At 43.6% G+C, this 23019-nt stretch carries 17 protein-coding genes and 1 tRNA gene; 16 read left to right on the top strand and 2 right to left on the bottom strand.

What is annotated here, in order from left to right:
* The first annotated feature begins 55 nt into the window (after positions 1 to 55).
* The 9 genes from ybgC to vsple_RS05400 all read left to right on the top strand — a co-directional run bounded on the left by ybgC (position 56) and on the right by vsple_RS05400 (position 7938).
* Entirely contained in the window at positions 56 to 493 is a 438-nt protein-coding gene (ybgC, locus tag vsple_RS05360; protein WP_261883123.1) for a tol-pal system-associated acyl-CoA thioesterase, read from the top strand.
* Positions 483 to 1166, top strand: a complete 684-nt coding sequence (gene tolQ / locus vsple_RS05365; protein WP_255230982.1) for a protein TolQ — start codon at positions 483 to 485, stop codon at positions 1164 to 1166. Before ybgC ends, tolQ begins: the two co-directional genes overlap by 11 nt.
* A 3-nt stretch (positions 1167 to 1169) precedes the next feature.
* Positions 1170 to 1613: a protein TolR gene (gene tolR, locus vsple_RS05370; RefSeq protein ID WP_255230981.1), complete on the top strand. Its 444-nt coding sequence runs from the start codon at positions 1170 to 1172 to the stop codon at positions 1611 to 1613.
* A 13-nt stretch (positions 1614 to 1626) separates the two neighbouring features.
* Positions 1627 to 2694 carry a cell envelope integrity protein TolA gene (gene tolA, locus vsple_RS05375; RefSeq protein ID WP_255230980.1) on the top strand — a complete coding sequence of 356 codons (1068 nt, stop codon included), beginning with the start codon at positions 1627 to 1629 and terminating at the stop codon, positions 2692 to 2694.
* A gap of 12 nt (positions 2695 to 2706) precedes the next feature.
* Positions 2707 to 4059 (top strand): Tol-Pal system beta propeller repeat protein TolB, encoded by a 1353-nt coding sequence (tolB, locus tag vsple_RS05380; protein WP_261882885.1) that lies wholly within the window; start codon positions 2707 to 2709, stop codon positions 4057 to 4059.
* A 110-nt stretch (positions 4060 to 4169) separates the two neighbouring features.
* Positions 4170 to 4712, top strand: coding sequence for a peptidoglycan-associated lipoprotein Pal (pal, locus tag vsple_RS05385; RefSeq protein WP_255230978.1), 543 nt, complete (start codon positions 4170 to 4172; stop codon positions 4710 to 4712).
* A 31-nt stretch (positions 4713 to 4743) separates the two neighbouring features.
* Positions 4744 to 5526, top strand: a complete 783-nt coding sequence (gene ybgF / locus vsple_RS05390) for a tol-pal system protein YbgF (protein WP_261882886.1) — start codon at positions 4744 to 4746, stop codon at positions 5524 to 5526.
* A 117-nt stretch (positions 5527 to 5643) separates the two neighbouring features.
* A complete protein-coding gene (gene nadA, locus vsple_RS05395) occupies positions 5644 to 6705 on the top strand; it encodes a quinolinate synthase NadA (protein WP_255230976.1) in 1062 nt (353 codons plus the stop codon).
* Positions 6706 to 6882: 177 nt separating this feature from the next.
* On the top strand, positions 6883 to 7938 hold the full coding sequence (locus vsple_RS05400) for a potassium channel family protein (RefSeq protein ID WP_255230975.1): 1056 nt from the start codon (positions 6883 to 6885) through the stop codon (positions 7936 to 7938).
* Positions 7939 to 8036: 98 nt separating this feature from the next.
* On the opposite strand, the gene vsple_RS05405 is transcribed toward vsple_RS05400, so the two are convergent.
* A complete protein-coding gene (locus tag vsple_RS05405; RefSeq protein WP_255230974.1) occupies positions 8037 to 8606 on the bottom strand; it encodes a UPF0149 family protein in 570 nt (189 codons plus the stop codon).
* Positions 8607 to 8744: 138 nt separating this feature from the next.
* Here vsple_RS05405 and vsple_RS05410 point away from each other — a divergent pair, with 138 nt between their 5' ends.
* The 5 genes from vsple_RS05410 to vsple_RS05430 all read left to right on the top strand — a co-directional run bounded on the left by vsple_RS05410 (position 8745) and on the right by vsple_RS05430 (position 18615).
* On the top strand, positions 8745 to 11180 hold the full coding sequence (locus vsple_RS05410; RefSeq protein ID WP_476723329.1) for a hybrid sensor histidine kinase/response regulator: 2436 nt from the start codon (positions 8745 to 8747) through the stop codon (positions 11178 to 11180).
* Between the two features lie 247 nt (positions 11181 to 11427).
* The gene (locus tag vsple_RS05415) at positions 11428 to 11877 is read left to right on the top strand and encodes an L-alanine exporter AlaE (protein ID WP_261882887.1); all 450 of its coding nucleotides are present in this window, start codon (positions 11428 to 11430) and stop codon (positions 11875 to 11877) included.
* 154 nt (positions 11878 to 12031) lie between these two features.
* Positions 12032 to 12119 (top strand) — tRNA-Ser (locus vsple_RS05420).
* A 671-nt stretch (positions 12120 to 12790) separates the two neighbouring features.
* Positions 12791 to 14575, top strand: coding sequence for a hypothetical protein (locus vsple_RS05425; RefSeq protein WP_261882888.1), 1785 nt, complete (start codon positions 12791 to 12793; stop codon positions 14573 to 14575).
* A 389-nt stretch (positions 14576 to 14964) separates the two neighbouring features.
* The gene (locus vsple_RS05430) at positions 14965 to 18615 is read left to right on the top strand and encodes an Ig-like domain-containing protein (protein ID WP_261882889.1); all 3651 of its coding nucleotides are present in this window, start codon (positions 14965 to 14967) and stop codon (positions 18613 to 18615) included.
* A 431-nt stretch (positions 18616 to 19046) separates the two neighbouring features.
* Here vsple_RS05430 and vsple_RS05435 read toward each other — a convergent pair whose 3' ends face one another.
* Positions 19047 to 19904 carry a LysR family transcriptional regulator gene (locus vsple_RS05435; RefSeq protein ID WP_261882890.1) on the bottom strand — a complete coding sequence of 286 codons (858 nt, stop codon included), beginning with the start codon at positions 19902 to 19904 and terminating at the stop codon, positions 19047 to 19049.
* A gap of 126 nt (positions 19905 to 20030) precedes the next feature.
* Here vsple_RS05435 and vsple_RS05440 point away from each other — a divergent pair, with 126 nt between their 5' ends.
* Positions 20031 to 21548, top strand: coding sequence for an arylsulfatase (locus vsple_RS05440; protein WP_261882891.1), 1518 nt, complete (start codon positions 20031 to 20033; stop codon positions 21546 to 21548).
* 102 nt (positions 21549 to 21650) lie between these two features.
* Positions 21651 to 22952 carry an anaerobic sulfatase maturase gene (locus vsple_RS05445; RefSeq protein ID WP_261882892.1) on the top strand — a complete coding sequence of 434 codons (1302 nt, stop codon included), beginning with the start codon at positions 21651 to 21653 and terminating at the stop codon, positions 22950 to 22952.
* Positions 22953 to 23019: the final 67 nt, after the last annotated feature.

Consider the following 23019-nt stretch of genomic DNA (forward strand, 5'->3'; position numbering starts at 1 on the left):
TGCCGTTATAGTATTAATGTCAAAGAGTTGAGTTATAGTGATATCTTTAACGTTTTTGTATTGTGGTATGAGTTTGCAGGGATCATCTAAGCCATTTACTTGGCCTATCACCGTCTATTATGAAGACACCGATGCGGGTGGTGTCGTTTATCATTCCAACTACCTGAAATTTTTTGAACGCGCTCGAACCGAGATGCTGCGCTCAATAGGGGTATCTCAGCAAGTCCTTTTAGAACAAAATATCGGTTTTGTTGTCCGACACATGGATATCGATTTTATCCACGGTGCACGCCTTGATGATGCTTTACAAGTCATTACAAAGATTTATGAACTGAAACGCGCTTCCCTAGTATTCTGTCAGGAGATCGTAAATCCTGATGGCAAAGCATTGTGTAAAGCAATGGTTAAGGTAGCATGTATCGACAATCAGAAAATGAAACCTAAGGCTATGCCGACTTTTATTCTTACGGAGCTGACAAACAGTGACTGCTGAAATCTCAATTTTAGGCCTTATTTTAGAAGCCAGCTTACTGGTTAAACTGGTAATGCTTACCCTAATGGGTATGTCTGTCGTCTCTTGGGCGATGATCATAAAAAGAAGCAAGGTGCTTTCTCAAGCGGCGAAACACACAGAGACCTTTGAAGATAAATTCTGGTCAGGTGTTGATCTGTCTAAGCTATACCAAGAAAGCAACAAGCGTAAAGATGAGCTGTCTGGTACAGAAGAGATCTTCTATGCAGGCTTCACCGAATTTGCACGTTTGCGTAAATCTAACGCGACGTCACCAGATTTCATTATGGAAGGCACTGGTCGCGCGATGCGTGTTGCTGTCGCCCGTGAAGTCGATGAGCTGGAAACCAACTTACCATTTCTTGCAACGGTAGGCTCAATCAGTCCATACATTGGTCTTTTTGGTACTGTATGGGGGATCATGCATTCATTCATTGCATTAGGTGAAGTGAAGCAAGCTACGCTAGCAATGGTGGCACCGGGCATCGCAGAAGCACTTATTGCAACCGCAATGGGTCTATTTGCCGCGATTCCAGCGGTAATGGCGTACAACCGATTCAGCAGTCGTGTAAGTAAGCTAGAACATAACTACGCGACATTCTCTGAAGAGTTCCACAGTATTCTTCACCGCCAAGCGATGGCTGGAAGGGAGTAATCAATGGCAGGATACCAACCTAAAAAGCGCAAAATGACTGCAGAGATTAACGTTGTACCTTACATCGACGTTATGCTGGTTTTGCTGATTATTTTTATGGTGACCTCGCCGTTTGTAACTCAAGGAGTGGATGTAGAGCTACCACAAGCCTCAACAGCAAAATCGGCTCAAGATCTTCTGGGTGACGATAATGCCAGCTTTATCATTGTTGAAGTGAATAAAGACGGTGAGCTAGGGCTAAGTGTGAACAACGAAGAAGTGCAACGTGGTCTGTCATTGCAAGAGATCATTGTGCGAGTGAAAGCGGAACTTTCAATTAAGCCCAATTCACCTGTGGCGGTTGGTGGTGATGCTGCAACGCCGTATGCTGAAGTGGTTTTACTACTTGATGAATTAAGCCGAGCAGGGGTGCCGAAGGTTGGCCTACTGACGGACATAAGGGAATAACTCCGTAGCATTCATGAAAACAAAAAAGACTAAATCGAATAGCTTAAGTACACCACTTATCGTGTCGCTAGCGCTGCACGTGGTGTTATTCGTTGTGCTGATTGTGGGTGCAGATTTTACTATGTCTGAACCCGAGCCAAGCGGCCAAATGGTTCAGGCTGTGGTTATTGATCCACAATTGGTTCGCCAGCAAGCGCAGCAGATTCGTCAGCAACGAGAAGCTGCGAGTAAGAAAGAACAAGAGCGCCTTGATAAGCTGCGCCGAGAAAGCGAACGCTTAGAGCAAAACCGCAAGGCGGAAGAAGAGAACATTCGCAAGCTGAAAGAGAAGCAAGCCAAAGAGGCAAAAGCGGCTCGTGAAGCAGAGAAGCGTCGCGTAGAGCAAGAGAAACAGCGTAAAGCAGAAGAAGTTCGTCTTAAGCAAGAGAAAGAGCGCGCAGCGAAAGCTGAAGCCGATCGCAAGCTTAAAGAAGCCGCGTTAGTTAAAGCGGAACAAGAGCGTAAAGCGAAAGAGGCGGCTATCGCAAAAGCAGAACAGGAACGCTTGGCAAAAGAGCAGGCGGCTAAAGAAGCGGCAGAAAAAGCACGTAAAGAGAAAGAAGCGGCTGAACGCGCTGAAAAAGAGCGTTTAGCGAAAGAGAAAGCAGCGAAAGAAGCAGCTGAAAAGGCACGTAAAGAGCAAGAGCGATTAAAGCGACTTGAAGAAGAGCGTAAGCAGCAAGAAGCGGCACTTAACGACATCTTTGCTGGCCTTGAAACCGAGGCCTCGCAAAACTCTTCAGCAAGACAACAATTTATTGGTGATGAAGTTCAGCGATATGGTGCGATTTACACCCAGCTTATACAGCAAAACCTGCTGTTGGAGGATAGCTTTCGGGGAAAGTCGTGTAGGGTAAATCTAAAACTGATCCCGACTGGATCAAACGCTATTTTAGGTAATCTTTCAATTTTAGAGGGTGACAGCCGTCTGTGTGCTGCGACGAAACGAGCCGTAGCTCAGGTGCAGTCTTACCCACTACCGAAAGACCCAGATATCGTAAACTCTCTGAAAAACATCAACCTAACAGTATCACCAGAGTAAAAGGACGAACCCGTGTTAAAGAAACTATTACTAAGTTTTGTGTTTGTAATAGCGACCAGCAGTCAATTTGCACATGCTGCTTTGGAGCTCGTTATTACCGATGGTATCAACTCGGCACGACCGATTGCGATTGTGCCTTTTAAATGGGAAGGCAAAGAGAAACTGCCACACGATGTGTCTGCTGTGATCGCATCAGACTTACAGCGCAGCGGTAAATTCAGCCCAGTTGCAACCAGTAAAATGCCACAAACACCATACAGCGAAGCAGAAGTTGACTTCGATGCATGGACAAACCTAGGTGTTGATTCACTCCTGACAGGTAGCATTACTCAGGATGCGCAGGGTCAGTATGTGGTGAATTATCAATTGGTCGATATTGTTCGTGGACAGCTCACTAAAGGTCAAAGCCGTGCACTGAGCGATGAAGGCCAACTGGTTCTTTCGAAAGACCACGTTCTTTTCAATAAGAAGGCAACTGTGCCTGGCCCGCGCCTGCGTGAATATGCACACCGTATTTCAGATCTGGTGTATGAAGAGTTAACAGGTGAGAAGGGCGCGTTCCTAACACGTATCTCTTACGTTGTGGTGAATGACAAAGATAAATACCCGTACCAACTGCGCGTAGCGGATTACGACGGCTACAACGAGCGTTTGGTACTTCGTTCTAAGCAACCATTGATGTCTCCAGCTTGGTCACCAGACGGTAAGAAACTCGCTTATGTGAGCTTCCAAAACGGTCAAGCGGAAATCTTTATCATGAACATCTACACCGGTGAACGTGAAAAGGTGACGTCATACCCTCGTCACAATGGTGCGCCAAGATTCTCTCCTGACGGTAAGAAACTGGCATTAGTACTTTCGAAGACAGGCAGCCTGCAGGTTTACACGCTTGACCTACAAACTCGTAAGCTAACGCAAATTACTCGTGGCCGTGCTAACAATACGGAACCTTTCTGGCACCCTGATGGCAAGTCTCTCATTTTTACGTCTGATCGCGGTGGTAAACCCCAGATTTATAATGTAAATTTGTCAGATAATTCTACCCAACGAATTACTTGGCAAGGCAGCCAGAACTTAGGTGGTCAAATTACCCCTGACGGTCGATTCCTGATCATGGTGAATCGCAGCAACTCTGGATTTAACTTGGCCAAGCAAGATTTGGAAACAGGCGCAGTACAAGTATTAACAAAAACTTTGCTAGATGAGTCTCCAAGTATTGCACCAAATGGAGGTATGGTTATCTATAGCTCTATTTACAACCAAACAAATGTACTGTCGATGGTCTCTATCGATGGTCGTTTTAAAGCTAGATTACCGGCTACTAATGGACGCGTAAGAGCACCAGCGTGGTCGCCGTTTCTGTAGCCACGCCTAAAAGCAATTAGCTATTGATAGTAATAACTATTGTAGCAAGCAACTATCTATAGCAATTTATCAGCTGTAGAAACTAAGTTTGATAACGTAAGGAAAATAAGATGCAACTTAATAAAGTTCTTAAAGGCTTGATGATTGCACTACCAGTGATGGCAGTAACAGCATGTAGTTCAAGTGATGATGCAACATCTGCGACTTCTGGTACTGAAACTAACCAAGCAACTTCAGGTTCAGAAAACAACGTAGATACAACTGTTGTGACACCAATTGACGCGAATGGTCAACTGTCAGAGCAAGAGCTTAAAGAGCAAGCACTACGTGAAACTCAAACTATCTACTTCGCATTCGACAACGCTACAATCGCGGGTGATTACGAAGAGATGCTAGCGGCTCACGCAGCTTACCTAAGCAAAAACGTAGACATGAAAGTTACTGTAGAAGGCCACGCTGATGAGCGCGGTACTCCTGAGTACAACATCGCTCTAGGTGAGCGTCGTGCTCAAGCAGTTGCTAAATACCTACAAGCTCTAGGTGTTCAAGCTGACCAAATCTCTATCGTAAGCTACGGTGAAGAGAAGCCACTTCTTCTTGGTCAATCTGAAGACGTGTACGCTAAAAACCGTCGTGCAGTACTAGTTTACTAATTAGTAGACTTTTTAATTGAGGAATAGCCTCATGATCAGTAACAAAAAGCGTGTCATTATGCTTTCGTTACTGGTAAGTGCAGCGGGCACCGCGCTCGCTGCACCTGCTCCAGTATCCGATCTTAATAGCACCACAACCAATTCAACTTCCTCTTCTACTCGAGCGGCTTCCAATGAAACCGATATCGAGCGTCTAGAGCGCTTGCTACAAAATCGCAATCGCGTTCAACTTCAAATGCAGCAACAAATGGACGACATGGCTCTTGAGATCAGTGAGCTACGTGGTCAACTTGAGCGCAATAGCTATGACATGAAACAGATGTTAGAGCGTCAGCGTGAACTGTTTATTGAGCTAGATAAAGTAAGAAGTGAAGTGAAAACATCAGGCTCTGTAGCTGCGGTTGTTCCCGAAACAGACGCTAAAGGCGCCGAGGGAACTTTCAGTACTGATGTGGATGAGCAAACTGCTTATCAAAACGCTGTGGATATGATCCTAAAACAGCGAGACTACACGGGTGCAATCACTGCATTCCAGAAGTTTCAAACAGACTTCCCAGATTCTACGTTCACACCTAATTCACACTACTGGTTAGGTCAGCTCTACTTTGCTAAGAAGCAAGATAAAGAGGCAGTGAAGAGCTTTGCGGCTGTTGTAGCTTACAAAGACTCTAATAAGCGCGCTGATGCTTTAGTGAAGCTTGGAGACATCGCTGCGCGTAACAATAACTCTGAGCAAGCGAAAAAGTACTACGAACAGGTGGTGGCTGAGTACCCGAACAGTGCATCGGCAAAAGTAGCCAAGACTCATTTATAGTTCTTTAGTAAAAGAGGCGCATTAGCGCCTTTTTTTATACCCAATCCTTTTTGATCCCAATCGTTGTACTGTGTAGAATGCTCTAATTCTCGGAAGAAGTTGCGTAGAGCAGAAGCAATGAGCCATATATTAGATAAAATCGACACTGTTTACCCATTCCCACCGAAGCCAGTTCCATTGAACGATGCTCAAAAGCAGGCTCACATAGCGAACATCAAAAAGCTACTAAAAGAAAAAGACGCTGTTTTGATTGCTCACTATTACACTGACCCTGAAATCCAAGCACTCGCAGAAGAGACGGGCGGTTTCGTTGGTGATTCGCTAGAGATGGCTAAGTTTGGTAACCGTCACCCAGCGAGCACACTGATCATCGGTGGTGTTCGATTCATGGGCGAATCAGCGAAAATTCTGACACCTGAAAAGCGCATTTTAATGCCAACTCTAGAAGCTGAGTGTTCGCTTGATCTGGGCTGCCCAGCGGATAAATTCACTGAGTTTTGTGATGCGCATCCAGACCATACGGTTGTGGTTTACGCGAATACATCAGCTGCGGTAAAAGCGCGTGCTGACTGGGTTGTCACATCAAGTATTGCACTTGAGATTGTCGAAAGCCTAGATGCTGAAGGCAAACCAATCATATGGGGCCCAGACCGTCACTTAGGTTCGTACATCGCCAACCAAACAGGCGCAGATATGCTTCTATGGCAAGGTGAATGTATTGTTCACGACGAGTTCTCTGCAGATGCATTGAGAAAGATGAAGTCTGTATACCCTGAAGCAGCAATTCTTGTACACCCAGAGTCTCCAGCAAGTGTGGTTGAGCTCGCTGATGCAGTGGGTTCTACTAGCCAGCTTATTAAAAAAGCGAAAGAGTTGCCGCATCCGCAAATGATTGTCGCGACAGACAAAGGTATCTTCTTCAAGATGCAGCAATTGGTGCCTGAAAAAGAACTGATTGAAGCGCCAACAGCAGGTGCTGGTGCAACATGCCGTAGCTGCGCACACTGTCCTTGGATGGCGATGAATGGCCTAGAGGCGATTGAAAATGCGCTTGAGAATGGTGGTGAGCAACACGAGATCTTCGTTTCTGAAGAACTGCGCGTGAAGTCTCTTATCCCATTAAACCGTATGCTTGATTTTGCTGAGCAGTTGAATCTGCAAGTGAAAGGTAACGCGTGAGTTCGCTCTCCGTCAGTATCTAAAATCTAGTCTCTATTCTGAATGACCCCCAATAGTTGGACACCAATTATTGGGGGTCTTTTTTTGTACCTTTTTTCGAGTTTTACACCTGATATCTTGTTGATATCGCAAATTTTTCCTAGCATGTAATTAACAAAAAACTTAATTGAGGTGCGGATGGTTATCTGGTTACAGCTTAAACGCTGGCTTCAAGCGAACTTATTTGTGTTAAACGGGAAGAACTTGTTGGTGGCGTTTGCAGGCTATGTTTTCACGGCGTGGCTACTGTTGTTCATTGCTGGTGAGCATGATCTTACGTCTTCATTGACTACCTTCGCTTACTATCTGGTCGTGACTGCCTCAACGGTCGGCTATGGTGATTTGTCACCAACCACAGCGTTTGGTCAATGGATAGTGATTCTATTTGTGATCCCCGGAGGCTTGAGTTTGTTTGCCGCGTTACTCGGTAAAGTTGCGACTGAAGGTGTTGAATATTGGCGTGCGGGCCTATTGGGTAAAAGGAGAATTCGAGTGGAAAACCACATTTTAATGTTAGGTTGGAATGAGCAAAGAACGATTCATCTCATAAGAATGCTGCAACATGAAGAGACAGGTAAGCGCCCAATTGTGTTGTGTACGCGTTCTGATATTGAAAACCCTCTGCCTGGAGAGATCAACTTCGTTAAAGTGAACAGTTATACCGATGGTAAAGAGATGGAAAAAACGGGGATTGAGTCGGCAAGCTGTATTCTTATCGACAACCCAGAAGATGACATCACTCTATCGGCGGCGCTTTATTGCGCCAATCGCAATCCAAATGCTCACTTGTTGGTTTACTTTAAAGACGAAGCCTTGAGTGACCTTCTCCACAAGCATTGTCCAAACTCTGAGTGTATTCCAGCTGTGGGAGCAGAAATGCTGGCTAAAGCGGCTGTTGATCCAGGCTCGAGCGCTTTACACCAAGAGCTACTGAGCTCCACTCGTGGCATGACGCAATATTCTACTTACTACCCAGAGAGTGCAGAGAAGACAACGGTCGCGCCAATCTTTAGTGTATTTAAAGAGCGTTATCAAGCAACGCTGATCGCGATTGATCACGGCAAGGGGCGGGGGATCGAACTTAACCCAGAACTGGATGTGGAAGTGACTGGAGGATCAAAACTCTTTTATATCGCAGACGAGCGTATTCCGGAGTTTAACTGGCAAATCATCACAGACAAATTGAGGAGTTAGACACTCCTGCGTCAATCAGATCGAAAAAAGGCTTCCGTTGGGGAAGCCTAGTACTTTTTCGTTCATTACACCTAGCGATGCAAGTTCGACATAAATCGTTATTGAGCTTCAGCTAGAGCGATACCACGTTGCGTTAAGCCGCACAGCATAACGGGTACAGCATTGAAGATCTCTTCAAACTGCTCCAAACCTTCAACACCTTGTTCTGCTAGTGTCGCGATCGATGTTTCTGGATCGTAAAGCATGCTAATAGATAGAAGAACGCCACCAACTAATGCGTTGTCTTCACTCTCTTCTGGCATCAATGTTTCCCAATCATCACGAGCGATTTGCCAGCCTTGCAGCAAGCCTTCGCAGAAGTCACGCGTTGCTTCGTTCACTACCTCTTCTTCGTCTAATTGACAAGCTTCTGGCCAAGTCCAGCTACCTTCCATCAAAGCTGGGCGAGTTTCATTCCAAAGCGCAATGATAAGCTCAATATAGCTCTCTAGTTGTTCGCCATCAGCGAAAGGAGCAACTTCTTCACCTCCCCATAAGAATGGAAGCCACTCGTGTGGCGTTAACACGTTTGGTGCGGCTGCCATAGCAGTCACAAAGCCAAGTGTTTTGTGTTCTGTGATAAGTTTGCCTTCCAACTCAGGAAGCGAAAGAATTTCTTGTAGTGTCAAACTGAAGTACCGTAGTAGGTGAAACAAATTGGTGTTTATAGTACCAATCTTGTTGTCGCAATCAAAACCCAATCTAAAAAGGCTTGATGTAACTGGATATAGTCGCTAGCTTAAACAAAAAATCAGCAATAAAATTATATGCAGATACGTTCCTCTCTTAAGAAAAAAAGCATGGTTGCCCTTGGATTATACCTTGCAACCTTTATTGCCATCATTGGCAGTGTCACCTATTTCGTTGTTGAATCGCCGGTACGCGCTAAGCTCCAACAGAATTTAGACTTAAGGGCAGAAATCCTTTCATCATTAATTGAGGCACCGCTTAATAGCTCAGAGGGCTTTTTACGTAGCCTTGTCGGACTTGCACAAGCTCAACCTGACCCTAATTTGTTGGCTCAGCATTTCAAGTCAATCCTCGCGGCCAGTGATGACACCATAATTAGTGCCGGCATCTGGCCTGAACCTTATGTATATAACCCTGAGCGAGAACAAGATAGTTACTTCTTCAATAAAGCTGATGATGGCAAAGTTGATCAGATCTTCTCGTACAACAACCCCAAATCAATGCTCTATCATCAAGAGGCTTGGTATACGTCAGTTGTCGATAAACCGATGGGAACGGTGTCGTGGAGTGATGTTTACTTAGAACCATACACTCATATCCAGATGATTACGGCTTCCGCTCCGTTTTATCTCGACGGCGAGTTCGCGGGTGTTGCAACGGTAGATTTATCCCTCACCGAACTTCTCAACTTTATAAAAAGCCATGCTGAAGAGTATGACCTAGGCATTACGTTACGTGACCAACATCAGCAGATATTGGTAACACACAACTATAACCTGGTTGATGGCATCTATATCAGCCAGCACAAATTTGGTCAGTTTGATTGGCAGGTCGATGTTGTCAATTCCAAATGGTTGGTTGCTGACGAAGTGTCTAGACAGGTCATCAGTATTGAGTGGGGTATCGCACCTTTCTTACTTTTGTGTGTGATGGCTGGTTACTACTTGTTAAACCGTTATCTAATTAGCCCTATTACGACGATTGCCGCTGAGGTAGATGGTTCCAAGGCGGGAGGGGTCATAGATGTTAACTATCAAAGCCAAGATGAAATTGGCTACCTAATCAAAACATTTAATGAAAAAACGGTATTCCTAGAAGCTGAGAAAGTAAAAGCTCAAGCGTCAACCAATGCCAAAACTGCCTTCTTAGCAACACTTTCTCATGAAATACGAACGCCGATGAACGGAGTTTTGGGTGCAGCACAAATCCTTCTCAAGACACCTTTAAACCGCGAACAAGAGAAACTTCTGCGTGGGCTTTATGAATCTGGCGACCACATGATGACGCTACTCAACGAGATTTTAGACTTCTCGAAGATAGAGCAGGGGAAGTTAGATCTTGATAATACGAGTTTCCCACTCGACTCTCTTATTGGCAGTATCAATAGTGTTTACTACACCCTGTCCGCTGAAAAGGGGCTTCAATTCAAGGTGTACACCGAAGTGCCAGCAGGCCGTTGGTATTTTGCTGACAAGGCGCGTCTGCGTCAGGTTCTGTTTAATTTGCTCAACAATGCGGTGAAATTTACCTCACGCGGCTTTGTCGAAGTCTATTTCAAAGAAATCTCTAAGAATGGCAATACCTATCTGAACATTCGAGTCCGTGATACTGGTATTGGTATCTCCAAAGAAGCGCAAAAACGTATCTTTCATCCATTCGAGCAAGCTGAGTCGTCCACGACGCGTCGCTTTGGCGGCACGGGATTGGGTTTAGCGATTGTGAAGCAAATTGCCGAGTTAATGGGTGGTGATGTTCAAGTGACCAGTGAAGAGGGGATTGGAACCAGCTTTGATGTGAACTTAAAAATCGAACCGACAGAGCCTGGAGAGTTGGAAAGCGTGCCACACTCCAAGCTGAACTACTCAGGTTTAAAGGTCTTGATTGTGGAGGATAACCGAACGAACACTGTGATCATTGAAACTTTCATGGAAAACAAAGGCTTTACTTGTAAGAGTGTTGAAAATGGAGAGCTTGCGATTCAGGCTTTGGCGTCCGAGCGCTTTGACTTGATTCTTATGGATAATCACATGCCCGTTATGGATGGCGTAGAGTCAACAACCGCAATACGTTCACTGGCTGATGAAGTGTCATCGGTGCTTATTTTTGGCTGTACTGCAGATGTCTTTAAAGAGACGCGTGAGCGAATGATAGGGGCAGGGGTTGATTACATCATTGCTAAGCCGATTGATGAGCGAGAGCTTGATGACGCGCTCTTTAGATTCTCTAGCAAGCTCTATCAATATCATGATTCTCAAACAAAGGAGAGCAAAGAGCCGGCAAACAAAACGCCAGATAACACCGAGGAGCTCTTGGTGACTTTGTACATTGCCCTGGAAGACCAAAACATAGAGTTGGCGACGTTTGCATTAGAGAACCTACTTATTCATATCGAGCCGACAGAGAACTCTTTGCTTCCATCATTATTAACTCAAGCGATTCAAGAGCTTTCAAAAGGGCGCTTCCCCTCTCAAGAGCTCATTAACTCGATAACCGTCAATATCCCAGTTGAATAAGTGTATTTTAATTACAGTAAATGAAATACATTTTGAGTGAAACTTGAGCTAAATCTACTTTACTGGTGGAAGTAACTGGTTTTACTCTAAATTCTGGTTGTAAATTTACAACTTTATTTTAAATTCAAAATCTATCACTGCAAATCTTATGTTCTAATAGTGGCATAATCTGGCTGGGTGTTGATTTGCCCTTGTTATATGTTACTAAATCACTGGATTGGCAGTGGTATATTTTGGGTTTAGTGGAATGAAGTCTCGTGGACCATTTTGTATTCGTAACGCTGCTGCGGATACTTTTGCTATGGTAGTTTTCTGTTTTATCTCTGGCATGATTGTTGAGATTTTTATCTCGGGTATGTCGTTTGAGCAGTCTCTTGCATCACGAACGCTCTCTATTCCTGTCAATATTGCAATCGCATGGCCTTACGGTGTTTTCCGTGATTGGGTACTACGCAACGGTGCGAAGCTGTCTGGCAGTTCATTGGCAAAAAACCTGTCTGATCTGATCGCGTATGTTCTATTTCAGTCACCAGTATATGCAGGTATCTTGTTCGCGGTAGGCGCGTCAACAGATCAAATCGTGACTGCGGTGACGAGTAATGCCGTGATTTCGTGCGGTATGGGTGTGCTATACGGTTACTTCTTAGATATGTGCCGTAGATGGTTCCGTGTACCGGGTTACTATCAACAAGCATAATCCTGCTGATATTTGGTCTGTTTTCAAACGAATGAGTTAATTTGTAAGCGAACAGACCAATTAGGATAACTTTTTTGATAATGCCCCTTGACCAAAGCGAGCAGAATCAATAAAGTAGCGCCTCGTTGAGCAACATAGCTTAACAACAAAATTTGGTGAGGTGTCCGAGTGGCCGAAGGAGCACGCCTGGAAAGTGTGTATACGGAAACGTATCGAGGGTTCGAATCCCTCCCTCACCGCCATATTCTTGAAGAAAGACGTCCTAGGGCGTCTTTTTTTATATGCGAATCACAATCTTATCTCTCAGATTTTTCCCCTCACAGCAGCTGGCGCCTATTTCATAGTTAACGTATTGGTTTCCGTACCGTTAAAGCAGTGCGCATCGATCAATCGTAGAGCAAAAGCCACTGATGTCCCATTAACGCTGACAACAAACTTGCCAAACAAAACCTATACAACCAGTCAATTATCTGTAATTCCTATGAGTTTTTGCAGTGAACCTTATTGTGGTTCAGTGGATAGGTAATTCTAGGGGATGCAACATGACAATGGACACTTAATGCCCGCCTTTATGTTAATTGTCAGAAAATCCTGATAGGCCAATAAGGGCTTGCCTATATCATAAAACCCTCCCGTCTTATAACGTAACTCCCTAAATTTCATCCAATTTCTCATAACAAACTCATCTTTTTGCCTTAAACGCAGCCACCGAGCTGCAAGACTGGACAGTTCTAAGACGTTAATAGCGTTGTCACTACATCGGCAAGAAGAACAAAGTTCTGTAACTCAAGTTATTTCGGGGTCGCATTGCACGCTAGTCGACAGCTTTGTTTTCGTCGAATTGAGCATAGAGTCGTCTAGAGTTTTGAGGTGCATCGTTATTGGAGCCATCACACTATTTTAGGTAAGTCTTTTGAAAGTTGTTCATCTATTAATTATTCCTTCTGTTCTTCTACTTGTGGCTGGCTGTAGAGAGGACGTCACCTCAAACCAAGAAAGTAACTCAGTGGGTGATCGACCACAGCTAGATTCACTTACGCCGACGGTACGCCCGTTACCAGAAACTCTAACGCCGTCAATTCGTCCGATACCGGATACGTCAACACCAACATTGAGTCCCAGCTATATAATCCAGAGTGAGAGTATTTCTAATATAGAGACTACGGATAGGGCTTATACAGATGCATTTACGCTAGAAAACATCAACGTTGGTTACAATATCGATTCCAACAACTTTACGCTGAACAACGGCACACCAAGATACCTTTATAACCCTGTGATTTCAGTGGATGGATTACTATACTTGTTGGAAATGTCGCTCGAACCATTCCAATCAGCAACATTTGTTTTACCGGCAAACTTGGACGCAGTGAATGTGAAGAATGTAACATTCATCGACCGTCAGCCATTCTTCAAATATAAAATGACAGAATACAGAACCAACGACGACAATGATATGTTTGGGATGCCTTCCAAGGATAATGCATTTCAATACGAACAAGAAATGCGAAGCTATAAAAACGCTTTAAATGATTTTGAGTTCAACGTTCATTTCGCCGAATACATTACAAGTTACGACCTTAGACGACATGCCCTACACTTTAATCATGAAGACTGTGGTCATGTGCAGCACGTGAAAACTGGTAAAGACAGCAGTGGTGCGAATACGAAGATAGTCAGCATGTTGACCCATCAACCTGAATCAGCTCATATGATGCTTGAACACTCATACAACGGTTATGCCACTATCGGAAGCGGTTGGGTGTCTGTCCGTGATTTCCGACTGTACCAAGATGGACAAACTTTACCTAGAACTACGTATCTACATGAAAAAATGCATAATCATGGATTCAATCATGATGGGGGGATGACCTACGGTTTACCAGATGTTCTTATCAACTACATGGAAGATGAAGGTCAGTTCCCAGATTACTATGATGGAGAAAAGCTGGCTTCAGAGATATCAAAAGTTACTGTGATTAAGGAGCTTGTATCCTCGGAAGGTTATCTCGATATTAATTTCCATTTCTTCGGTTATTCCGGAGATTTGCCTTCAGAATTAAAGAAGTTAATGATTGTGTTCTCAGATGATCAAGAAGTCGAGTCGGTTGAAATAACCATTAGCGATGTAACAACTATTCTAACTCCCACAACCCATTATTTAGATGGAAAAATCTCGATCTATCGGGAAGTGTCAATTCCTGTTGTAAATTTCAAGAATCAAATCACCGAACAGAATGCTTACCTAACAGTGAGATTGAAAAGCCCAATCGGGAACTCTACATTAGCGCTGCTAGCATCAACAAGTGACACAGACAAACGTTGGGCTGTCCAGGCAAACGCTATTGTTGAGATAACAGGCGGAAATACTTGGCTCAAAACCACAGATTCTCAATACGTAAAATATGCGCGAAACAACGAGTTCAATGATCAGGGCGTTATCGATCAAGAGCTAGTTTTATTTACTCCAGAAGAGGGAATGCAGCTTTGTATTGACAATGGTTACGCAGGGCTTGGTTATTTGAAAACCTATAAATCGACTGAGCAAATGGACTTTCAAATGGAGTACCTCCCTTACGAAAGCCAAGTCGGTATAGATCCGGACACTCACGAAGCGGTAGCGGTCGATGTTAACTCAAGCTATCGACCTTCGTACGTAAATTACTCAGATAAGGGAGCTCTCATTGTCTGTAATTGATTATTCTCCTTCTTCGCGAGACAGATTCTAAGTTCGTTCTAATGAACTTCAGTCACACGCGTTCATCAGACTAGATTGCTCCATTCCTCAATCTAGTCTGTTCCCTCACTAAGTTTAATAACAAAGCCGTTGTCAGAAATCTCCTACTTGCCTTTCCGTCTTTCCTGATACACCCCTGCTGTTTCGATACATATAATTTTTTACTTTTATCGCTCACGGACTTGGAATGATTGTGTTCGGGAAGTTTGTGAAGCAACAAAATGATATCTGTTTTTGTTGTTAACGGTCCCAATGGAAACATCTGCTTCTTATGGCTCCATTGATTCGAAGGTTTTACAAAAAGAGAGGTTATGTGAGCGATTAGGCAGTGGTGGTGGAGTAACCAAGTTATGAATAAATTAAAACCCTTTTTGAGCTTTGCTGTGTTATTCGTGCTTAGTTTTCTGGTTTCTGGTTGTAAGAATGATGATCGGGAAATAATTAATATCTCTGCTGATGCTTCAGTTTCATCTTTGGTCGTGACCGCCGAGGCAACGTCATTACCTGCCGGTTTATCTATTGGATTAAAGGCCGAGGTGGTTTATCAAAGTGGCCGAGTTGAGGACGTAACCAATTCGAGTGAGTTCTCGTGGTCAACAAATGATGCAGCTCTTGCAGAGGTGGTAGTAGACTCCGAAGGCAGAGTGGTCTTGCTTGGAAAATCGAGTGGTGTGGTTGATGTCACTGTTGCTGGTCTTGTTGATGGCCTGAACCTTGAGTCAACACTGAAGCTTGAGGTTATAGAACCGGTTGTGATTGACACTGTGCTTGATTTTCGTTCGGAGTTTATTCCGGTTGGAATGAGTCAGCAATATTCAGTCTATGTTTATTTTTCTAATGGAAAATATTATGAGTTGACTGACCAATTGGCTGTGTCGTGGTCAACTCAAGATCCTGAAGTCGCAAGTGTATCAGCTGGAATGGTGACGGCACTTGCGATGGGAAGCACTGAGGTAGAAGTGACGTTCAGCTTTAAGGGTAAGTTGTACCGGGCTGTGGCTGGACTATCAGTTACTGAGTCGGTTGTTACAGAGTTGATTGTCACACCAGTTGTTGAAGAGCTTTCTGAGGGACTTCAAGCTAACTTTACAGCTAGCGTGCTGTTGTCTGATGGCCGCGTCATTGATGTAACACAGAGTGACGTCACTTCATGGAGTACATCGAGCGAAAATGTCGCTGTGGTGAGCAATGATAAGGAGACTAAGGGGATAGTCACTGGTATTGGTAAGGGAGACACCTATGTGCTTGCTTCGGGGTCGTTCAATGACAAGTACTTAACGGCTAAAGTTCCACTTACAGTTACGGATGCAGTGGTCACTAATCTGAGGATAGATAATGACGGGGAGACGATCCCTTTAGGATTTGTGCAGCAATATACAGCGAGTGTGGAACTGTCGAATGGGGCTGTGTTTGATGTTACGAATGATGATTCGATTGATTGGCGTACTAGTGACTCTTCGATAGCATCGGTTTCCAACGCTACAAATGCAAAAGGTTTGGTGACTAGTTATGAGGTGGGCGATGTCGAGGTCTCTGTGTTTGGTGAGTTTGGTGGTCGCAAATTTAACTCCTCAACGAACCTCTCGATAGGCACTGCCGTAGTGACCAGTCTGGCTATAGAGCCACGTGCGGTTTCTATTCCTGCCGGGCTGGAGCACGACTTCCAAGTTTATGCGAACCTTTCAGATGGTCGTGCGATTAATATTACGGATGACTCGTCTTTATACTGGCATTCAACTAATCCTAGTGTGGCAAAAATTAATGATGTATCTGGTAGCGGTGGATCGGTTTTAGCTATTTCTGAGGGTACTGCGTCAATTTTAGTGTCATTGGTGATTGGTGACGAGAGTTTCGAGGCTGAGACCTCTTTGACAGTGACAAAAGCAAAAGTTGTTGGATTGACTGTTGAATTGGTTACACCCTCTGTGCCTGTTGGACTGGAGGGGCAAGCCTTAGCCTATGCTCACTTAACAGATGGCTCGATTGTTGATGTGACCTCTAACTCAGCCATTCACTGGAGTGTGAACAACTCAACTTTGGCCTACGTAAGTGGCGATCAGTTATCAAGCGGGGTTATTAAAACGTTTGGTGCGGGGGTGGTTGATGTAATCGCGTCGGCGGAATTGGAAGGGATGGAATTTAAAGGTGTCACTTCTTTTGAGATCACCAATGCAATTGTGACAGAAATGTCGGTATTACCAGTTTTGAATCCCATACCTGTTGGTTTGACTTATAACTTTGAGACGCAAGCAACATTATCGGATGGTAGGGTGATTGATGTGACGGGTGATTCTGCTATTAATTGGAAAACTTCGGATCCCAGTATTGCATCAATTAGTAACGCTGAAGGTAGTGAGGGGTCGGCACTGGGCCTAGCGGTAGGTGAGGTGTATGTCACAGCTACCGGTTTTAATAACGGTAAGAAATTTGAATCTAGTGTATTGGTTAGTATTTCTGATGCGGTTGTTGTGGATTTATTGTTGAAATGCCCGAACGATACGTTGCCACTAGGTCTCGAGATGGAGTGTTCGGTTCACGCCGTTATGTCGGATGGTTCTTCGTCTGATGTAACACAAGACGATGCGATAGTTTGGAGTAGTAGCAATACTGATTTTGCAAGCGTTACTAATCTAGAACCGTCTAAAGGGAAGGTTAAGGGGCAGGGAGTAGGTCAATCTCTGATTTCGGTGTCTGGGTTCTCATTGAGTGATTCAATGTCGATCAATGTTACGGATGCTGTTGTTGTGAACTTGGATGTCACTCCTTTAAATCTGTCACTCCCTGTTGGTTTAGATCAGCCTTTCAGCGCTTTCGTGCGCCTCTCTGATGGTCAGATTCTTGATGTTACCGGTGATGAAAGCTTGGCTTGGAAGGTAAGTGATTCAAGTGTTGCGGTTGTGAGTAACTATCAAGGTCGAGAAGGCTTGGTGACGGCGCTAAAGCCTGGGGCAGTTGATGTGATTGCTTCAGGAGAGGCGAATGGTGTTGAGTTTGAGGCGAAGGTAGAGCTGATCGTCACTAATGCGGTTGTGAGCACCTTGAGTTTAAGTCCAGACCAGCAAAGTTTGCCAGTCGGTCATCAGTTACAATACTCGGCTCAGGTACAGATGTCTGATGGAACTTTTATTGATGTCACAATGGATGAGGCGCTTCATTGGCGTACGAGTGATTCTACTCAAGCTGTAGTGAGTGATCTGGTTGGCAGTAAAGGGGTAGTCACTGCATTAAAAGAGGGAGAGGTCAGCGTGTTTGTTGAGGGATCTGCTAACGGTACTGATTTCTCAGCAGTTGCTAGCCTATTGATTACCAAGCCAACTTTAGAGGCTATAAGTTTGACGGCGAAAAGTGTCACGTTGACGGAGTACCATAATGTGAAAGTGGATGCTTTGGCTCATTACTCTGATGGTACGATCATTGATGTGACAGCTCAAAGTTCATGGTATTCGGGCCCGAATGTGTCTGTCGTTGAAGGCCTAGTAACTGCATCCCCTTTTGTCGAGGGCAGTACGTCATTTATTCACGCTACTTTCGATGGTATGGATTCAGATCCAATCGTCGTTACTATGCAGGCAGCGGAGCGAACTGAGGTTATAGGAAAAGAAACACCTTACTACAATGAAATTTCGAGCGATGTTGTCGATGTGTTGTCCTTCAAAGGGAGTGCCGTTATAGATGGAATCTATGATGCTGATACTGAGCAACTTCTTGCTGGAGGGTATGGAGGAAGCTTAAATGCGAGTGACCGTGAGCGATACTCAGACCTAATGCATATTGATGATGTTACCCATATCAAGGGAATTTATGGTACCGCTTGGAGTCGAGTTCCTATGCTTCAAGTTCTCGAATGGTATGAAGGTGATGTTGAGAAGCAAGTTGGCAAGTTGTATTCAGGTACTTCAGTAGAGGTGGGACTAGATAATAGTGTTCTGGGTATTATCGTGTTTTCATCTGCCGAATCTGTGCCTCGATATGTGACGGGAATACAGTTTGTTTATAAGTGATTTATCCTATTTTCTCTAGCTGCTCGTTTTAATTACGTTTGAAATTTTTGGTAAGAAGAAAAATAGTACTACTATTCAGTTTTTAAAACTCGAAAGATGCATCTTAGTGAATTTCCTGATAAGAGTATTGGGGTAGATATATGAAGCTTAAAACTTATTTCTTAGTTAAATACAAAGTTGTTATTAATCCTCCAAGTTGAACTTACGAACGGAATTTAGTGAGTTCATATAGTCAATAGAGTTTATAGATATTTAGATTAACGGGTTGTTAACTAAAAGCCTCATTTATTAACATGAATGAGGCTTTTATTTTCAAGGAAAACACATTGTAAAAATGGAGGAAGAGATAAGCATAAGTAATTATCAAACTTGTATTACCGTGATAACTTACTTTAGGAATTTTGTTGTCACACCATTTTATTCAAGTGATGCTATAAGTCTATCGGTATAGGGTTAATAGAGCTGAGTTGCGCTTTTATTTTTTTTCTGAGGTTTACGTGCAGGGGATTTGTCTCATCTCGTTTATGATAAATGAACATGTAGGGTATCGTGTCAATGGCTATTGGGCTCTCTAAGATCTGTAGCTTCATTGTTTTGCTCCATTTCATCGCGAATGAAAGAGAGACCAAGCCAAGACAGTTTCGTTGTGCCACGTACATAGCCATTCCAGCCAGAGAAGATGTGACTATTTCTATATTTCTTTCTTTAATAGGTTCTTTAGCTAACTGATCGAAGCCAGATGTTTTATTCCATATGCCGGAAAATATGCAGTGACTTTCTCGATAGTAGTCATTTTTTGTCAGTGTACCTTGAATGCGAGGGTGATTTTGACGGCAAATTACAACAGCGGGTTCTTCATAAGCAGTCTCAACCACAAATGAAGACTCTTTAGTAACAATAGTATCTATTGCTAAGTCGACTCGTTGCTGTCTTATATGCTCAAATAACTCATATTTTTCTGGTTGTGACTCTTGAAAAATAACATTGTCTATTGGGTTTAAACTGTGAAGGAGTGTTTCCGAGCAGCTGACTTTAAATGACTTTTTCTCAGAAATTGCATTGTCAACAATACTTATTGCTTGTTGAAACTGAGGAACAAGTTGATATGCCATTGAGGTTGGTTCTATTCCTCGCCCTTTTTTTACAAAAAGTTGTTTTCCAATAACTTGTTCTAAGCGTCTCACCGACGCACTGACTGCTGGTTGGGTAAGTCCAAGATGTTCAGCTGCTTTAGTAAATGATTTGTATTCAGCAACAACTAAAAAGGTTTGGATTAAATTTAAGTCCATTTCCTGACCTATAAGTTTTATTTATGTAATAACGAAAGTTGAACTTATTTATTCGCAATCAAATTAGGTTTATTTTGAAAACATCTCGGTTTTCTCTACGTAACCGAGTTTACCAATAATAGATTGATGGAGTCTAGTATGACAATGAACGGCAAAAAGCTTCTTTTGAATGCTTGCACGCTTGCTATTGGCGCAGCATCGGCGAGCGCTTATTCAGCAGAAAAACCTAATATTTTAGTTATCTTTGGCGATGACATTGGTTATTGGAACATCAGTGCCTACAACGGAGGTATGTTAGCCTACAACACTCCAAATATTGATAGCATTGCTAAAGAAGGTGCAAGATTCACTAACTTTTATGGTCAACAAAGTTCAACCGCTGGCCGTTCAGCTTTCATTACAGGTCAAATGCCTAAACGTACTGGTTTATCGAAAGTTGGCATGCCTGGTGCAAAACAAGGTCTATCTAAAGAAGATCCAACAATTGCGACAATGCTTAAAAACTTAGGTTATGCCACCGGTCAATTTGGTAAGAACCACTTAGGTGATCGTGATGAATATTTACCTACAAGTCATGGTTTTGATGAGTTTATGGGTAACCTTTATCACCTAAATGCGGAAGAAGAGCCGGAAAATGGAGATTACCCGAAAGACCCAGAATTTAAGAAGAAATTCGGACCGCGTGGTGTTATTCATTCTTATGCAGACGGAAAAATTGAAGACACCGGTGCTCTGACTCGCAAACGCATGGAGACGGTGGATGATGAAACGTTAGACGCAGCGGAAACTTTTATTGATAAGCAAGTTAAAGCTGATAAACCATTCTTTGTTTGGTACAACTCTACCCGCATGCATAACTTTACTCATATTCCAGAAAAATATGAGGGTTCTACAGGCGCAGGCTTCTATGCTGATGGCTTGAAGCAACATGATGATCAAATCGGACAACTGCTACAGAAAGTTAAAGATCTAGGTGTGGATGACAACACTATTATTGTCTACACGACGGATAACGGTCCAATGATCAATTTATGGCCGGATGCAGCAATGACACCGTTCCGTAGTGAGAAAAACACGGGCTGGGAAGGTGGGTTCCGCGTACCTGCACTTATTAAATGGCCAGGTCATATTAAGGCTGGCGAAACTTTGAATGGTATTACATCACTAGAAGATTTCTTCCCAACGTTATTGGCTGCAGCTGGAGAGAATGATGTAAAAAATGAGCTACTTAAAGGTAAAAAAGTCGGTAAAACTGACTACAAAGTCCATCTCGATGGCTATAACCAACTACCTTATCTAACAGGTAAAACAGACAAATCTGCTCGCAATGAGTTCTTCTACTGGAGTGATGATGGTGACCTTGTTGCAATGCGTCAAGGAAAGTACAAGTTTCACTTTGCCATTCAAGAAACAGAAACTGGCCTAGATATCTGGCGTAAACCATTCACGAAACTTCGTGCACCGATGATCTACGACTTAAGTATCGACCCATTTGAGCGTGGCGACACCGGTATGGGTTACGACCGCTGGGTCTATGAGCGTTCATTCTTATTTGCTCCTGCAATGGAAGGTGTCAAGAAAATGATGGCAACGTTTGATGAGTTCCCACCTCGTCAGACTCCAGGTTCATTTGTACCTAAGTAACTTTGAAAAAACCATTAGTATTAGCGCTCTTCGGAGCGCTGTTTACCTAAACGCCTCTTTTGTGTGTTGGGCGATTAGGTACATTAGAGAGTGAGTTAGAAAATGAGTAAGTCATCCCCCCGCTATTCAACAACAATGCCGATCATTCCGTTACGCACGGCTGCCAAACCAATAAACTCTGATGTGTACTCACGCCGATTTCATGTAATGGCAAAGCCTGGCGGAGCAAAGTGCAACATCGATTGTCAATACTGCTTTTATTTACACAAAGAAAATCTATTGCACCAAGACAAGCAGCCTGAAATGGATAATGCAACGTTGGAAGCATTCGTTAAAAGCTATATCGAGAGCCAGGATGGTGAAGAAATCGTTTTCTCATGGCAGGGCGGGGAGCCAACGTTACTCGGGTTGGACTATTTCCGCAATGTCGTCGCTCTGCAAAAGAAACATCAACCAAAGGGCGTTCGTATTGAAAATGACCTTCAGACCAATGGCATTTTGCTGAACGATGAGTGGTGCGCGTTCTTAAAAGAGCATAATTTCCTTGTTGGTTTGTCGATCGATGGACCACGAGAGTTGCACGACAAATATCGCAGAACCCGCAGCGATAAACCGACATTTGATTTGGTCATGAGAGCTGTTGATAAACTCAAAAAGTATGGTGTGAAGTTCAACGCGCTCGTTACGGTGAACAGTTACAATGCGAAATATCCCCTCGAAGTATATCGCTTCTTAACACAAGAGTTGGGTGTGACTTATATTCAGTTTTCGCCAGTGGTAGAAGCGAACAATTTTCAGACGACCGCCCCGCAATTTTGGAATGAGCAAATGATACCCGTTAAGGGGAGTGAACTTGCTAGCCCCGGACATCCAATGTCTGTGGTAACCGATTGGTCCGTTGACCCTGAGGATTGGGGCGCATTTTTAATCTCGACGTTTGAAGAATGGGTTAACAATGACCTTGGTCGAGTCTTAGTAAATCTGTTTGAGACAGCCGTTGCACAAGTTATGGGTAAACCGTCTCAACTATGTGTGACTGCAGAATTCTGCGGTAAGGGCCTAGCTATCGAACATAATGGTGACGTATTTAGTTGTGATCATTATGTTTACCCAGAATACAAATTAGCCAACATAAAAGAATACTCATTGAGCGACATGGTTCTATCTACACGTCAATTTGCTTTTGGAATGGCTAAGCGGGACTCCCTGCCTCAATACTGTATGCAATGTCCCTATCTTTCGTACTGCTGGGGTGAATGCCCCAAGAATCGTTTAGTTAAAACGTCTGAAGGAGAGGTTGGCCTCAATTATTTGTGTTCAGGAATAAAGGCTTTCTTTGATTATTCACTTCCGATGTTGGTTGGGTTGGCTCAAATCTTAAGAAGTGAAGAGCGGAAGGATTAATACTGACGATTGTTCTTGTTTCTTTAGACGAAATTTACAATTTTTTAATCAGACTCGGGGAGAGAAA

The sequence above is a fragment of the Vibrio pelagius genome (genome assembly GCF_024347575.1).
Lineage (GTDB): Bacteria > Pseudomonadota > Gammaproteobacteria > Enterobacterales > Vibrionaceae > Vibrio > Vibrio pelagius.

What these genes read in the sequence shown, in the direction of transcription:
- vsple_RS05415 (WP_261882887.1), top strand. Translation starts at nt 11,428, where the DNA reads ATGAAGTCTCGTGGACCATTTTGTATTCGTAACGCTGCTGCGGATACT.
- tolR (WP_255230981.1), top strand. Translation starts at nt 1,170, where the DNA reads ATGGCAGGATACCAACCTAAAAAGCGCAAAATGACTGCAGAGATTAAC.
- vsple_RS05445 (WP_261882892.1), top strand. Translation starts at nt 21,651, where the DNA reads ATGAGTAAGTCATCCCCCCGCTATTCAACAACAATGCCGATCATTCCG.
- ybgF (WP_261882886.1), top strand. Translation starts at nt 4,744, where the DNA reads ATGATCAGTAACAAAAAGCGTGTCATTATGCTTTCGTTACTGGTAAGT.
- vsple_RS05430 (WP_261882889.1), top strand. Translation starts at nt 14,965, where the DNA reads ATGAATAAATTAAAACCCTTTTTGAGCTTTGCTGTGTTATTCGTGCTT.
- tolA (WP_255230980.1), top strand. Translation starts at nt 1,627, where the DNA reads ATGAAAACAAAAAAGACTAAATCGAATAGCTTAAGTACACCACTTATC.
- nadA (WP_255230976.1), top strand. Translation starts at nt 5,644, where the DNA reads ATGAGCCATATATTAGATAAAATCGACACTGTTTACCCATTCCCACCG.
- vsple_RS05435 (WP_261882890.1), bottom strand. Translation starts at nt 19,904, where the DNA reads ATGGACTTAAATTTAATCCAAACCTTTTTAGTTGTTGCTGAATACAAA.
- pal (WP_255230978.1), top strand. Translation starts at nt 4,170, where the DNA reads ATGCAACTTAATAAAGTTCTTAAAGGCTTGATGATTGCACTACCAGTG.
- vsple_RS05410 (WP_476723329.1), top strand. Translation starts at nt 8,745, where the DNA reads ATGCAGATACGTTCCTCTCTTAAGAAAAAAAGCATGGTTGCCCTTGGA.
- vsple_RS05440 (WP_261882891.1), top strand. Translation starts at nt 20,031, where the DNA reads ATGGAGTCTAGTATGACAATGAACGGCAAAAAGCTTCTTTTGAATGCT.
- vsple_RS05400 (WP_255230975.1), top strand. Translation starts at nt 6,883, where the DNA reads ATGGTTATCTGGTTACAGCTTAAACGCTGGCTTCAAGCGAACTTATTT.